This window comes from Nocardia jinanensis (genome assembly GCF_014645735.1).
GTDB classification, from domain to species: domain Bacteria; phylum Actinomycetota; class Actinomycetes; order Mycobacteriales; family Mycobacteriaceae; genus Nocardia; species Nocardia jinanensis.
In genome coordinates this window covers 14,485-28,179 of sequence record NZ_BMMH01000028.1, presented here as the reverse complement: position 1 = coordinate 28,179, position 13,695 = coordinate 14,485, and the positions used below count along the sequence as shown (strand labels likewise).

Annotated in this window: 12 protein-coding genes and 1 tRNA gene; 2 read left to right on the top strand and 11 right to left on the bottom strand. The window is 66.6% G+C overall.

The window, feature by feature from the left end:
* The first annotated feature begins 97 nt into the window (after nucleotides 1-97).
* Nucleotides 98-481 (top strand): thioredoxin, encoded by a 384-nt coding sequence (gene trxA / locus IEY68_RS31905; RefSeq protein WP_058856734.1) that lies wholly within the window; start codon nucleotides 98-100, stop codon nucleotides 479-481.
* An 88-nt stretch (nucleotides 482-569) separates the two neighbouring features.
* On the opposite strand, the gene IEY68_RS31900 is transcribed toward trxA, so the two are convergent.
* The 9 genes from IEY68_RS31900 to IEY68_RS31860 all read right to left on the bottom strand — a co-directional run bounded on the left by IEY68_RS31900 (nucleotide 570) and on the right by IEY68_RS31860 (nucleotide 12,292).
* On the bottom strand, nucleotides 570-1,010 hold the full coding sequence (locus tag IEY68_RS31900) for a 2-isopropylmalate synthase (RefSeq protein ID WP_058856733.1): 441 nt from the start codon (nucleotides 1,008-1,010) through the stop codon (nucleotides 570-572).
* Nucleotides 1,011-1,775: 765 nt separating this feature from the next.
* On the bottom strand, nucleotides 1,776-2,513 hold the full coding sequence (locus IEY68_RS31895; RefSeq protein WP_082681626.1) for an MspA family porin: 738 nt from the start codon (nucleotides 2,511-2,513) through the stop codon (nucleotides 1,776-1,778).
* Between the two features lie 628 nt (nucleotides 2,514-3,141).
* A complete protein-coding gene (gene polA, locus IEY68_RS31890; protein ID WP_058856731.1) occupies nucleotides 3,142-5,883 on the bottom strand; it encodes a DNA polymerase I in 2,742 nt (913 codons plus the stop codon).
* A gap of 57 nt (nucleotides 5,884-5,940) precedes the next feature.
* Nucleotides 5,941-6,702 (bottom strand): ABC transporter ATP-binding protein, encoded by a 762-nt coding sequence (locus IEY68_RS31885; RefSeq protein ID WP_058856730.1) that lies wholly within the window; start codon nucleotides 6,700-6,702, stop codon nucleotides 5,941-5,943.
* Entirely contained in the window at nucleotides 6,699-7,745 is a 1,047-nt protein-coding gene (locus IEY68_RS31880; protein ID WP_229719163.1) for an ABC transporter ATP-binding protein, read from the bottom strand. The genes IEY68_RS31885 and IEY68_RS31880 overlap by 4 nt, the downstream gene beginning before the upstream one ends.
* Nucleotides 7,742-9,133 (bottom strand): branched-chain amino acid ABC transporter permease, encoded by a 1,392-nt coding sequence (locus IEY68_RS31875; RefSeq protein ID WP_058856729.1) that lies wholly within the window; start codon nucleotides 9,131-9,133, stop codon nucleotides 7,742-7,744. Before IEY68_RS31875 ends, IEY68_RS31880 begins: the two co-directional genes overlap by 4 nt.
* Nucleotides 9,130-10,167, bottom strand: coding sequence for a branched-chain amino acid ABC transporter permease (locus IEY68_RS31870; protein ID WP_058856728.1), 1,038 nt, complete (start codon nucleotides 10,165-10,167; stop codon nucleotides 9,130-9,132). Before IEY68_RS31870 ends, IEY68_RS31875 begins: the two co-directional genes overlap by 4 nt.
* Nucleotides 10,168-10,260: 93 nt before the next feature.
* Complete coding sequence (locus IEY68_RS31865; protein ID WP_058856765.1) at nucleotides 10,261-11,451, bottom strand: branched-chain amino acid ABC transporter substrate-binding protein; 1,191 nt, start codon at nucleotides 11,449-11,451, stop codon at nucleotides 10,261-10,263.
* Nucleotides 11,452-11,695: 244 nt separating this feature from the next.
* Nucleotides 11,696-12,292 carry an ANTAR domain-containing response regulator gene (locus IEY68_RS31860; protein ID WP_058856727.1) on the bottom strand — a complete coding sequence of 199 codons (597 nt, stop codon included), beginning with the start codon at nucleotides 12,290-12,292 and terminating at the stop codon, nucleotides 11,696-11,698.
* 220 nt (nucleotides 12,293-12,512) lie between these two features.
* Here IEY68_RS31860 and IEY68_RS31855 point away from each other — a divergent pair.
* A tRNA-Leu gene (locus IEY68_RS31855) sits at nucleotides 12,513-12,599 on the top strand.
* 152 nt (nucleotides 12,600-12,751) lie between these two features.
* Here IEY68_RS31855 and IEY68_RS31850 read toward each other — a convergent pair.
* Both IEY68_RS31850 and IEY68_RS31845 read right to left on the bottom strand, forming a co-directional pair.
* Entirely contained in the window at nucleotides 12,752-13,384 is a 633-nt protein-coding gene (locus IEY68_RS31850) for a hypothetical protein (protein ID WP_156426395.1), read from the bottom strand.
* Complete coding sequence (locus IEY68_RS31845; protein ID WP_058856725.1) at nucleotides 13,384-13,692, bottom strand: PadR family transcriptional regulator; 309 nt, start codon at nucleotides 13,690-13,692, stop codon at nucleotides 13,384-13,386. The genes IEY68_RS31850 and IEY68_RS31845 overlap by 1 nt, the downstream gene beginning before the upstream one ends.
* Nucleotides 13,693-13,695: the final 3 nt, after the last annotated feature.

The window sequence follows — 13,695 nt, the reverse complement described above, 5'->3', positions numbered from 1 at the left end:
TGCCACGTAGGGTGGGTGCCGGTGGCGTACGACACCGCCGTGGAACACCGCGGCCGGGGCCGGCGTTACAGCCTGAAACCGACCACGAGAGGACGTCATGGCCACCCAGACACTGACCCAGCAGAATTTCGACGACATAGTCACCGGCAACGACGTGGTACTCGTCGATTTCTGGGCTTCCTGGTGCGGACCGTGCCGCAGTTTCGCCCCGACCTACGAGGCGTCGTCGGACAAACATCCCGATGTCGTGCACGGCAAGGTCGACACCGAGGCCGAACAGGGCCTGGCCGCGGCCGCCAATATCCAGTCCATCCCGACCATCATGGCCTTCCGCGAGGGTGTGCTCGTCTTCGCGCAACCCGGGGCACTCCCGCCCACGGCGCTCGAGGATCTGGTCTCCCAGGTGAAGGAGCTGGATATGGACGAGGTTCGCAAGCAACTCGCCGAGCAGCAGGCGGCCAACGGCGAAGCAGCCGAATAGAATCGACGAACAACGGCGGGCTCCACACTTTCCGGGGATGGTGTGGAGCCCGCCGTTGTCGTTGTTCCGCGCGACTGCCGGTCGACCGCTAGCGCAGTGTCCCGAGGCGGTTCACGCTGGCGATCATCGCCCGCACCGAGGATTCGGCACCGTCGGCGGCGAGGGCGGCGCCCCACCCGCGGCGGCCTTCGCTTTCACATTGCACGAACGTCGCGGTACCCGCCGGCGTGCGCCGTTGGTGGAACCGCAGGATCTCGACGGGATAGCCGGCTTCGTAGAGTGCCGAGGTCATGGCGGCGATCGGGCTACCCGCCGCCACGACCGAACGGGACCAGCCCGCGAATTCGAGGGTCGCGGTGAAGGCGCCACCGCGCGCACCGGTGGACGACCAGCCCGCGAGCCGGATCGGGCCGGCGCATTCGCCGTAGCGGTCGTGGAATTGGGCGGCCGTCAGTTCCGCGCATTCGGTGCGCAGGCTGCGCGGGGCGGCCGTGGTCAGGGCGTCGTTTTCCAGAGTCAGTGTGGTCATGAGCACGTAGGTCTTCCCAGAGTTGGTCGGCAGGTTGGGGGACCAGCAAAAGCAGAAAAAGGGGGCCCGCAGCGAGGGGGCCGGTCCGGATCAGACCCCGCTACGGCGGGTTACTACTACGGCAAGTAGCCGATGAGCCGACTCCGCGGTACGCGAGAGGAGCACCGCACCGTCGCGATCTGCGACCATCGGCGCGGCACACAGGCCGTCGGCAGGAATTTGCACGGGGTCGAGAATAGAGACTCCCCGGGAAGATGGCAACCATATTCGCCCGCCGTTTCTCCTACTGCCGAGTACTGTTCTCCCTGGTCACCGGCACGCAACCAGGAATCCCCCGCCCAGACCCCGGTGACGAAGCAGACTCCCCCACTACATACGGATACCGCCCTCGGCCGTCGGCCCGCGAACGCACCTCGCGACCGGCGCCGGTCGGATACGGATATCGGTGCTTCCCGCCCATACCGGAATCCGCCGCCGCGGGCCGCTCCCCCCTACTGCCGATCCGGCCGGCAGCGCGGCCCCGGCGGCCGCCTATCAGGGCGTCGGCGCCAGTTCCCTCCGTCGTCCGTGCAGGACCATCGGGCGACGTCCCGGCTCGGATCGGCTGCTCTGAGCGAGGACATCTACGGCTTCCGGCCTCGTGCCATTTCTGCCGCTCCGGGTACGCGGGATCGGTCCCGGCGATCCGGGCGCGACACGCTGCACAGCCCGGGGCGGACACGGACCTGGACGAAGCGCCCCGGGCCCTCGTCATCCGGCACCGTCTCAGAACCCGAACGAGTCCCCGTACCCCGTCGTCTGCACGCTGCCACTACTCGAATCGGCGCGGACGGTGACGAAGGGCATGGCCGAGGCGGGCGACAGGCAACCATTGACGTTCAACGGGGTATTACTGTGCGCGAAGGTGTAGGGGAACGTCGACTCCTCGTCGAGTTCCGCCGCACCGATCACTGCCGCCGTCACCGTACCGGGTGCCAGGTTCACCCCGAGCTCGCCCGCGAGCCCAGTATCCACACCGACGGAGGTCTGAAGCGCCGCCCCCACCCCGACACCGATGCCGACGGTGGGCGGTGCGTCTATTTGCAGGCCGAGATCGACACCGAAATCGACGCCGACCGAGGGCGCGACCGCGACACCGACACCGACACTGGGCGATATACCGATCGAGATACCATTGGCGATATCGATCGCGCAGCCGATCAGATAGCCGGCCACGATCTCGCCGCCGCGCAGCCGCGAGTCGCCGTCCAGGGCGACCGAGAAGTCGCCGGATACCTTCACCGCATGGGCGAACGGCACCCCGAGTGCCGTATCGGGGGAAGGCACAACATTATTGGAATTCGCGGACGCGACCATATGCAGTCCGCCCGAATTTATTTCCCCGGGCGCCGCCTGGGCCGCTGTATCGACAACGGCGACGGCACCGATAACGGCCGATATCACCGCGACGAGCGCCGCGAAGGGGTACGAATGCTTGCGGTTCATCGTGCTCCAGTCAGTCATGATCGGATCGGAAGTTCACACACGAGCTCACCCACACCGTCGACCGCCGCGAACTCACGGATCAGAGATCCGGACTCGCGCTTTCGACCGGAACGGCCGGAGACGGTTTTCGTACCGCGCCGAGATATTCGCCGACAGTCGACGCGCAGTACTTGCCGAGCATCATAAACACCTCCGCATTCGCGCGGCGGTGTCCACGCGCCGGATATATCCCTGTCCCTGTGATACTCCGGCCCGATCGAAGCCCCTATCGGACCCACGGTTCACGCCAAACGGACATTCCACCCGAACTCCCGGCCAGACGCCCCATGGTTCCGAATCGGCTCAGAGTCTCCGGATCGGCTAGGAACAACCGAGCGAATCCGGCGACCACCCGGAAAATCCATCCACGGATCGACCGGGCCCGGACCTTTGCCACAGGCGCCCGGGCCGACCACCGCCACAGAGTATTCCGGCCGAAGCGAACCGACCGCCCTCGACATGCCGAACATCCGTCCCACCGGCGGGGCGGGCCGAAAGCGCACAGCCCGACGACGGCCACGACGCTGCGCGTCCGCTGAGAAATCCGGCCGCCCAACTCCTCGATAGGCCACACCTCAGCGCGATACCCCGAGCCGATCGCGGATTCTCAGTGGGCCGCCGCGTCCCAGCTGCGCCCGACCCCGACCGAAACGCTCAGCGGCACCGACAATTCGATGGCCGAGGCCATCTGCTCCCGGGCCAGGTCCTGCAACTGTTCGCGCTCACCCGGCGCGACTTCGAAGACGAGTTCGTCATGGATCTGCAGCAGCATCCGCGAACGCAGCCCCGATTCCGTCAAGGCGGTGTGCACATTGATCATCGCGACCTTGATGATATCGGCGGCGGTGCCCTGGATCGGGGCGTTGAGCGCCATCCGCTCGGCGGACTCGCGGCGCTGGCGGTTGCTGTGGTCGAGGTCGGGCAGATAGCGGCGGCGGCCGAAGAGGGTCTGGGTGTACCCGACCTTGCGGGCCTGTTCCACGACAGCGTGCAGATAGTCGCGGATACCGCCGAATCGGGCGAAGTAGACGTCCATCTGCTCCTTCGCCTCCTGGGTACTGATCTTCAGCTGGGCGGAGAGACCATAGGAGCTCAAGCCGTACGCCAGGCCGTAGGACATGGCTTTGATCCGGCGGCGCACCTCCGGGGAGACCTCGGAAATCGGGATATCGAACGCTTTGGAGGCGACGAAACTGTGCAGGTCCTCGCCGGAGTTGAAGGCCTCGATCAAACCCTCGTCGCCGGACAGGTGGGCCATGATCCGCATTTCGATCTGGCTGTAGTCGGCGGTCAGCAGCGATTCGTAGCCCGGGCCCACCACGAAGGTGTCGCGGATCATCCGGCCGGTATCGGTGCGGATGGGGATGTTCTGCAGATTCGGCTCGGTGGACGACAGCCGCCCGGTGGCCGCGATGGTCTGGTTGAAAGTGGTGTGGATCCGGCCGTCGTCGGCGACGGATTTCAGCAGACCGTCCACGGTGACCTTGAGGCGAGTGGCGTCCCGGTGTGCGAGCAGATGCTGCAGGAAGGGATGCTCGGTCTTCTCGTACAGGGATTCGAGCGCGTCCGCGTCGGTGGTGTAGCCGGTTTTGGTGCGTTTGGTCTTGGGCATATCGAGTTCGTCGAACAGCACCACCTGCAGCTGTTTCGGGGACCCGAGATTGATCTGCTTGCCGATCACGTCGTAGGCGGCGTTCGCGGCCTCGGCGACCTTGTCCGCGAACTGCCGCTGCAGTTCCCCGAGCTGATCGGTATCGACGGCGATACCGGCGTCCTCGAGTTCGGCCAGCACTCCGAGCAGCGGCAACTCCATCTCGTCGAGCAGCGGGGTGGATTCGATCTTCGCGAGTTCCTCGTCCAGCGCGTCGGCCAGATCGGCTACCGCGCGGGCCCGCAACATCTCGTTCTGGGCGAGTTCGGCGTCGACCGCGTCCTCGGCGTCCAGCAGCGACAGCTGCGGCGCCGCCTCGGTTTCGGTGCGCAGCTCCCGGTGCAGGTACCGCAACGACAGATCGTCGAGGTTGAAACTGCGCTGTCCGGGCCGGACCAGATACGCGGCCAGGGCGGTATCGCTGCTCAGCCCGCCCAAAGTCCAGCCGCGACCACGCAGCGCGTGCAAGGCACTCTTGGCCTCGTGCAGGGCTTTACGGTGCGCCGGATCGGTGAGCCAGGCGCCGAGTGCCGATTCGTCCTCGGCGGTGAGGCCCGTGATATCGATATAGCCGGATTCGCCGTCCGCGGCGGCGATGGCGAGTGCGCGCACGTCACCCGCCGCGGGCGTACCGGTACCGGCCAGGGAAAGCCCGTGCCGTGCGCCGGATTTCGCATGCTCGTCGAGCCAGTCCGCGACACTGCCCGGTTCCAGTGCCTGCCCGCTGATCTCGAAACCCGATTCGGCTTCCACGGTCGGCGGGGCCAGGGTCTCGAACAGCCGGTCGCGCAGGACCCGGAATTCCAGATCGTCGAACAGCTGATGGATCCGCTCCCGGTTCCAGGCACCCTGGGCGAGCTGATCGGGGGTGTAGGGCAGCGGGACGTCGCGGACCATCTCGGTGAGCTGCCGGTTGAGGATCACACTGCTCAGATTGGCGCGCAGCGCGTCGCCGACCTTGCCGCGGACCTCGTCGACCTTGTCGACGAGGGTGTTCAGATCCCCGTACTCACGAATCCATTTGGCGGCGGTCTTCTCTCCCACACCGGGGATACCGGGGAGGTTGTCACTCGGATCGCCGCGCAGCGCGGCGTAATCGGGGTACTGGGTCGGGGTGAGACCGTATTTCTTCTCCACCTCCTCGGGAGTGAACCGGGTGAGATCGGAGACGCCCTTGCGGGGATACAGCACCGTCACGTCGTCGCAGACCAGCTGGATCGAGTCGCGGTCGCCGGTGACCACGAGCACCCGGTAACCCTGCGGTACGGCCTGGTTGGTGATGGTGGCGATAACGTCGTCGGCCTCGTATCCCTCGATCGCCATCACCGGGATGCCGAGCGCGCCCAGGACCTCTTTGGTGAGCTCGACCTGCCCGCGGAATTCGTCGGGGGTCTTGGATCGGTTGGCCTTGTACTCCGGGTAGGCCTCGACCCGGAAGGTCTGCCGGGAGACGTCGAAGGCCGCCGCCACATGAGTGGGTTTCTCGTCGCGCAACAGGTTGATGAGCATGGCGGTGAACCCGTACACCGCATTGGTGGTCTGCCCGGTGACCGTCTGGAAATTCTCCGCGGGAAGCGCGAAGAAGGCCCGGTAGGCCAGTGAATGCCCGTCCAGTAGCAGCAGCGTGGGCCGTTCACCCGAGGAACCGGGAGCGGCGGAGGCAGAGGGCGTCGGCTGCGCAGTGGTCGGAGAGGTCACACCCCGAGAGTCTAGGGACCTCCACCGACACCCGCGCACACCCGTACCGGGCCGACCTCAGCCCACGCCCAGATAGGCCGCCTGCACCGCCGGATCGTCGAGCAGTTCGCGACCGCGTCCGGTCTTGGTGACCTCCCCGGTCTCCATGATGTAGGCGCGATCGCTGCGCGCCAGGGCCTGCCGGGCGTTCTGCTCCACCAGCAGCACCGTGGTGCCGGTGGCGTTGATCTCGGCGATGATCCGGAAGATCTGCTGGATGACCATCGGCGCCAGCCCCATGGAGGGCTCGTCCAGCAGCAGCAGCCGCGGGCGGGCCATCAGCGCCCGCCCGATGGCGAGCATCTGCTGTTCACCGCCCGACAGCGTGCCCCCGACCTGCTTGCGCCGCTCCAGCAGCCGCGGGAACAGTTCGAAGACCCGGTCCAGGGCGGCCGTGTAGTCGGTCTTCTTCGCGAAGGGCCGGGCATAACACCCCATATCGAGGTTCTCCTGCACGGTCATCCCCGGGAACACACCCCGGCCCTCGGGTGCCTGCACCAGTCCGGCGACGACGCGCTCGTGCGCCTTCAACCGGCTGATATCGCCGCCCTCGAACCGGATCTGTCCCCGGGTCAACGGCAGCAGTCCCGACAGGGCGCGCATGGTGGTGGTCTTACCGGCGCCGTTGGCGCCCAGCAGGGTCACCAGTTCCCCCGGCGCCACGCGGAGCGAAATACCGTGCAGGGCTTGGATCCTGCCGTAGTTCACGACCATATCGGTGACCTCGAGCAAGGGCTCGCTGTCGATATCCTTCGCGAACCGGTCCGGTGCTGTGCTCATCCCCGCTCCTCCGATCCGTCGCCGGCGTCCCGCGCCGCGTCCTTCTGCGCGCGCAGCGCGGCGGTGGACGCCGAGAGGTCCGCCGAGGTGAGTTCGTCGTCCGGTACGCCCAGGTACGCGGCGATGACGGCCGGATCGGTCCGGATCTGCTCGGGCAGGCCGTCGGCGATCTTACGGCCGAATTCCAGAACCACGATCCGATCGGTCACCCCCATCACCAACCGCATATCGTGCTCGATCAGCAGAACGGTGAACCCGTCGTCGCGAATCTTGCGGATCAGGTCCATGAGCGCGGATTTCTCACTCGGATTGAACCCGGCGGCCGGTTCGTCGAGGCACAGCAGCTTCGGTTCGGTCGCCAGCGCCCGCGCGATCTCGAGTCGCCGCTGATCGCCGTAGGAAAGATTGCGGGCCTTCTCCACCGCCCGCGGGGCGATCCCGACGAACTCCAGTAATGCCATCCCGCGTTCGATCGCGTCACGTTCCTCCCGGCGATGCCGCCGCGTCCGCAGGACCGCCCCCGGTACCGAGGTCCGGTGCCGGGCGTCGGTGCCCACGACCACGTTCTCCAGTGCGGTCATCTCACCGAAGAGCCGGACGTTCTGGAAGGTCCGGGCGATACCCAGCCGGGTGATCGCATTGCGTTTGCTCTTGGTGAGCGGTGTGCCGTCGAAGTACACCGTGCCCGCCGCGGGCCGGTACACCCCGGTGATCGCGTTGAAGCAGGTCGTCTTACCGGCGCCGTTGGGCCCGATGAGACCCAGGATCTCCCCGCGCCGGATCTCGAAGCTCACTGTGTCGAGGGCGGTGAGTCCACCGAACTTCACCGTGAGGTCCTCGGTACGCAACAGTGGGGCCCCGACCTCGGTGTATATCTCCCGGTGCGCGGCCACCACCTCGGCCACGGTCGCCGCGTCGGCCAGCGCCGGATCGACAGCGGTCACATCGACCTCACCGGCCGATTCGATCGTGCGCTCGACCGTGTAGCCGGCCGCCAGGTCTTCGTTGTCGAACAGCGCGTCACCCGCGTTCGGCCCGGTCACGACGCCGCCTCCGCGGGGCGGCGGACGGCCCGGACGATCTGCCGGCCGTAGGCGAGCAATTTCTGCCGGACCGGGAACAGGCCCTGGGGTCGCAGGATCATCATCACCACCAGTGCGATACCGAAGTACAGATATTTGAGATCGCCGAGGCTCTGCGCACCACCGGCGTAGAACATGAGCACACTGCTGAGCAGTAGCACGGCGTACACCGCGGCCAGGACGGTCACCGCGAGGTACACCCAGCGCCACGGACCGGCCAGGGCCCGGGCGCGCAGCCGCCAGCCCACCAGCAGCGCCGCGAAAACGGCGACGGTGATCGCGAGCTGCACATAGCCGGTCGTCTCGTCATCGGTGATGGCCACCGACATCAACCGGTTCGGCAGATACACCACCAGGAAGGCCCCGACGATCACCCCGAGTTTGTTGCCCTGACCGCCGATCACCACCGCGCACAGGAACAGCATCGAGTTGATGATGTTGAATCCGGTCGGATTGATGAACTGCACCTGCCCGGCGAACAGAGCACCGGACAGCCCGCCGATTCCGGCGCCGATCATAAAAGCCCACAGTTTGAACTTGAAGGTGGGTACGCCCATGATCTCGGCGGCGTCCTCGTCCTCGCGAATCGCCACCCACGCCCGGCCGACCCGGCTGCGTTCCAGGTTGCCGACCACCAGCAGGACCGCCACCACGGCGAGCATGCCGACCCAGTACCACCAGGTGCCGGAGTTGGCGCGGTCGATGAGATTCGAACTGCCGGGCGCACCGACATTGCCCGCCGAGAACACGCCGTTCGGGCGAGTCTCGGATTCCCCGAAGTGCGGATAGGCGATTCCGGAGAGACCGAGGCTGCCATTGGTGAGTTCACCCAGGTTGTCGGCGAGCAATCGGACGATCTCACCGAACCCGAGGGTCACGATGGCCAGGTAATCCCCGCGCAGCCGCAGCGTCGGCGAACCGAGGATCAATCCGGATACAGCGGTCACCATGATGGCCAGCGGTACACAGGCCAGCCACGCCCAGTCGGAGTTCAGCCAGCCGCCGTCGGTCTGATTCCACGGACTGTTCGGGCTGGTCAGCAGGCCCACAGTATAGGCACCGACCGCGTAGAAGCCGACGTAACCGAGGTCCAGCAGTCCCGCCTGCCCCACCACCACGTTCAGGCCGATGGCGATCAGCGCGTACATGGCGAACTGGGCCATCACCCCGCCGAAGCTGGTCCCCGGAGTATCCAGCAGCGGCGGCGGGAACAGCGGCAGCAATGCCAGCGCCGCGAGCGCCGGTATGCCCACCGCCCATTGCGCGGGCCGGCTCAGCCCGGCCCACCAGGTGCGGATCTCATCGCCCAGACCGTGCCCCGCGGCCTTCTCGGCTTTCACCGTGTTCATGTGCGGGCCCTCCCGAGACTTTCACCGAGAATGCCGGTAGGCCGGAAGAACAGCACCAGGACCAGCACCACGAACGCCACCACATCGCGCCATTCGGTACCGAACAGCATCTGGCCGTAGTTCTCGACCAGCCCCAGCAGCAGACCGCCGAGCAGGGCACCGCGCAGATTGCCGATACCGCCGAGCACGGCGGCGCTGAACGCCTTGATACCGAGCACGAATCCGCCCGAGAAGATGATGGCGTTGGGGATCTTCATCACGTAGAGCATCGCCGCGGCGCCGGCGAGCAGACCGCCGATGAGGAAGGTCAGCATGATGACCCGTTCCCGCGAAACCCCCATCAGCGTGGCGGTATCGGGGTCCTGGGCGACCGCGCGGATACCGCGCCCGAACCGGGTACGGTTGATGACGACTTCGGCCAGCACCGCCAGCGTCACCGCCGACACCACGATCACCAGGGTCACATTGGTGACATCCGCACCGCCGATGGTGAACTGCACTGTCGGCTCGACCAGCATGATCGGTTGCTGTGCGTTGGTGCCGCCCAGGTCCGGCCACAGTTTCGGCAGCACGAAGTGCACGAACTCCTGGAGCACGAACGACATACCGATCGCGGTGATCAGGAAGGTCAGTGGTTTGGCGCCACGGCGGCGCAGCGGCCGGTACGCCGCACGCTCCAAACCGACCGCGGCCGCGCCGGATACCGCCATCCCGAAGAGCAACGCCAGGCCCATATAGGTCACCGTCAGGATCACGCCCTGGCTGTAGGCATTTCCGCTGGGCGCGAAGCCCAGCAGCATCAGACCGACGTACTGCCCGAACATACCGAGCATGAACACTTCGGAATGTGCGAAGTTGATCAGCCGCAAAACCCCGTAGACCAGGGTGTATCCCACCGCGACCAGCGCATAGATCGCACCGTAGGACAATCCGTCGACCGTCAGTCGCCAGAACTGATCGAGCACGCCTTCGTAGTTGAAATCGATCGATCCCTGCGCGAGAACGGCCGCGGCGGCCGGCAAGGATGCTGTCATACGTAATCCGCCCTCATCATCATCGGACCCTCACCCGAGCAGCGAGCGGTACGCGCTCCCGGCGCCGCCGGTGCGCGTACCGCCGACTGTCCGTTATCCGACCTCGTAGACCCAGATCAACGCCGAGGACAGTTCCCCGTCCGCGTTCCACTGGTAGTGCCGGGCCAGACCGTCCCCGTTGTATCCGCGAACGAATTCCAGCAGATCGGGGCGGGTGAGCTTCCCGGCATCGATACCGGTCGCCAGGATGGTGGCCAGATCGTAGGCCTCCACGGAGTACACGCCCGGTGCCTGGCCGTGCAGTTTCTCATAGGTCTGGGCGAATTCGTCCGGCGCCGGACCACACGGGCACGAGAGCACCGCGCCCTCCGACGAACCGCCGGCCTGGGAGACGAACTGCGGATCGTTGGTGCCGTCGGCGGAGACGAAGGTCGCCTCCACCCCGCCGGACCGCAGCTGCTGCACCAGGGGCGCCGCCTCGGCGTAGTAGCCGGAGTAGAAGATCGCGTCCGGCTGCGCGCTGGAGATCTTGGTGACGGTGGCGGAGAAGTCCTTGTCGCCCTTCTTGATACTGGCGGCGCAGGCCGGATCCGCGGCCGCGCCGAGACCGGCGGTAATGCTCTGGGCCAGCCCGACACCGTAATCGGTGTTGTCCTGAACCACACAGACCTTCTTGTAACCGGCGGTGCCGACCAGGTACTCGGCCACCGACGGCCCCTGGACGTCATCGTTGGCCAGGCCGCGGAAGAAGGTCTTCCAGCCGTTCTGGGTGAGGGTGGCGTTGGTGGCCGACGAGGTGACCGCGACCAGACCGGCGTCGCTGAGGATCTGGCCGGTGGCCTTGGTCTCGCCGGAGAATCCGGGGCCCACCAGGCCGATCACCGCCGGATCGTTGACGATCTGCGGGATGACCTGACTGGCCTTCTGCGGGTCGCCCTCGGTGTCGTATTCCTTCAGCTTGATCTGGCAGCCGGGATTGGCTTTGTTGTGCTGATCCAGTGCCAGCTTCACACCGTTGACGATATTGATGCCCAGCGCCGCATCGGGGCCGGTCAGCGCGCCGGCCATGGCGATGGTGGTGGTGGGTGGACAGGTGGCCGCACCATTACCGGCCGGATCGGCCGCGGCGGCGGTATCGGCGGCCGGCACTTCTTTACCCGCCGCGTCGATCTGCAGCAGCGGCTGGATGGACAGTCCACCCGCTCCCGACGTTCCCGTATCACCGGCGGTCTTGTCGCCACATCCGGTCAGGACCAGCGCGGCGGCGGCGCCGATAGTCAGTATTGTGCGTACCGTGCGTCCGCGCCGGGGCACACCCGGCAGCCGTATCGAACCGAGCACGATCTACCCCTATGTTCCTCATCAACCTCGGCCGGCCGAGGAAGCCGACCACGCCGACTCGTGAGAAACATAACTCCGGTATGTTGATCCCGCGTCACAATCGGATCATCTCCGATGATGTCGTCGCAATTATTTTCCGGCTTGTGTTTCCGGGGCGTTAAGGCCGCTATGCGCCGCGCCGCGGGGTCTACTGCGGGGCGAGGTTCTCCAGCACGACCTCGGCCACCGCCTTCATCGTGGTGCGCCGATCCATGGCGGTGCGCTGAATCCATTTGAAGGCCTGCGGTTCACTGAGGCCCTGGGTCTGCATGAGCACACCTTTGGCCCGTTCGACGAGTTTGCGCGTTTCCAGCCGCTCGGAAAGACCCGCGACTTCGCTCTCCAGCGCGGTGATCTCGTGGAACCGGCTGGCCGCCAGCTCGATGGCCGGGACCAGATCGGATTTGGTGAACGGTTTCACCAGATAGGCCATGGCACCGGCGTCGCGCGCCCGCTCCACCAGATCGCGCTGACTGAACGCGGTCAGGATGACCACGGGCGCAACACGTTTGGAGGCGATCTCGGCGGCAGCGTCGATCCCGTCGCGGCGCGGCATCTTCACATCCATGATCACCAGATCCGGCCGGTGCTCCACCGCGAGGTCCACCGCCTGCTGACCGTCCCCGGCCTCCCCCACCACCTGGTATCCCTCTTCGGTCAGCATCTCGACCAGATCCATCCGGATCAACGCCTCGTCCTCGGCGACGACCACGCGTTTCGCCGCGGCGTTCGCACTAGTGCTCATAAACGACCCCTCTGGTTCCGATGCCTCGTCCCGAGAGCGCAGACGGCGGATCTCAGCCGATGCACGGCCGTCGATCCGCCGTCACGCGATCGGGTGGTGTAGAGACTACCTTTCACGGTGATCGGCGCTGCATATACCCTGCGTAACACGGTTCCGCAGGTACTACGACCCCCGCGATTCGGTGTTCCGGCCGCCGACGGCTACTATGTGCATCCGGTGCGCCGAGTTGGCGGAACTGGCAGACGCGACGGTCTCAAAAACCGTTGTCCGAAAGGACGTGTGGGTTCGAGTCCCACACTCGGCACCAAGGTCGGACGGCATTTCCGGGTTCGAGCCGTCCTCTTTCCCTCATAAAATCCGCGGCGAGTCCGCAATCGCCTCATGCCTCATCGTCCGGTCCCCGCCGCCTTTCCGGCGAAAGATGGTCCGACGTCGTAGTCACGACCCCCGGTCAGAGCCTCAGGGCCGCGACCGCGCGGAGGACACAGCCCGATGCGGGACCGGCACCGACGACAGATCGGCAGTTCTCGGGGCCGCGCCGATGAGAGAAACCGGCGGCCCCACCCGGGCGGTCAACCGGGATCGCAGCTCCCGGATGTAGTGCTTCCGGCGCCGGGACAACAGGGCCCACCGGATCGTGTTCCGCAGCCGCTCCGAAATCGTCTGTGGACCCCTGCGACGCAGGTCGCCGACGCGCTGAGCCAGCAGGGCGCCGGTTCCGAAACCGACGAACACCATCTCGTCGTCGGCCGCGCCGGATTCCTCGATCGCGCGCAGGGCTTCCGCGTCCAGCGCGGTGAGCCCGTCGGCGGCGAGCCGTTTCGCGAGAGCCCGGGTCCGCCGGGCGCGATACCGCAGCGCGCTGCCCTCGTGCAGGACCGTCTCGAGCTGCTCGGCGACCCAGAAGGGACGTACGAGACGGGGTACGGCGTACAGCTCGGCGGGAAGTTCCCGGCGCCGGAGGTCGTCGGCCGGATAGATCCGCACCAGTATCCGCAGGATAAAGCCGGGACAGAAACCGAAGGTCGCCACCGCGACCAGGAACGCGGTGAAGCCCTGCCACGAGGCCACGATGTCCAGCAGTGTCACCATCACGCCCACCCCAGGTCGAGTGCGGAGAATCGGCGGTCGGCCCGGGCCGCGCGGACCGTGCCGGCCAGCTCCAGCTTCCCGTGCTCGGTCAGTTCGTAGTAGCGCCGCGGCGGACGCCGTTCGGTCAGGGTGGTGGGATCCTCCCAGCCGGCGGTCAGCCAGCCCTCGTCCAACATCCGGGTGAGCATCGGATACAGGACACCGGACCGGACGCCGGAACGGCGGCCGAGGTCATAACCCCAGTGCCGCCCGTCCGGTTCGGCCAGCAGGGCCACCGCGACCCGGACCAGCGAGTGGGTTTTTCGCACGCC

What these genes read in the sequence shown, in the direction of transcription:
- trxA (WP_058856734.1), top strand. Translation starts at nt 98, where the DNA reads ATGGCCACCCAGACACTGACCCAGCAGAATTTCGACGACATAGTCACC.
- IEY68_RS31900 (WP_058856733.1), bottom strand. Translation starts at nt 1,010, where the DNA reads ATGACCACACTGACTCTGGAAAACGACGCCCTGACCACGGCCGCCCCG.
- IEY68_RS31895 (WP_082681626.1), bottom strand. Translation starts at nt 2,513, where the DNA reads ATGACTGACTGGAGCACGATGAACCGCAAGCATTCGTACCCCTTCGCG.
- IEY68_RS31885 (WP_058856730.1), bottom strand. Translation starts at nt 6,702, where the DNA reads ATGAGCACAGCACCGGACCGGTTCGCGAAGGATATCGACAGCGAGCCC.
- IEY68_RS31875 (WP_058856729.1), bottom strand. Translation starts at nt 9,133, where the DNA reads ATGAACACGGTGAAAGCCGAGAAGGCCGCGGGGCACGGTCTGGGCGAT.
- IEY68_RS31870 (WP_058856728.1), bottom strand. Translation starts at nt 10,167, where the DNA reads ATGACAGCATCCTTGCCGGCCGCCGCGGCCGTTCTCGCGCAGGGATCG.
- IEY68_RS31860 (WP_058856727.1), bottom strand. Translation starts at nt 12,292, where the DNA reads ATGAGCACTAGTGCGAACGCCGCGGCGAAACGCGTGGTCGTCGCCGAG.
- IEY68_RS31850 (WP_156426395.1), bottom strand. Translation starts at nt 13,384, where the DNA reads ATGGTGACACTGCTGGACATCGTGGCCTCGTGGCAGGGCTTCACCGCG.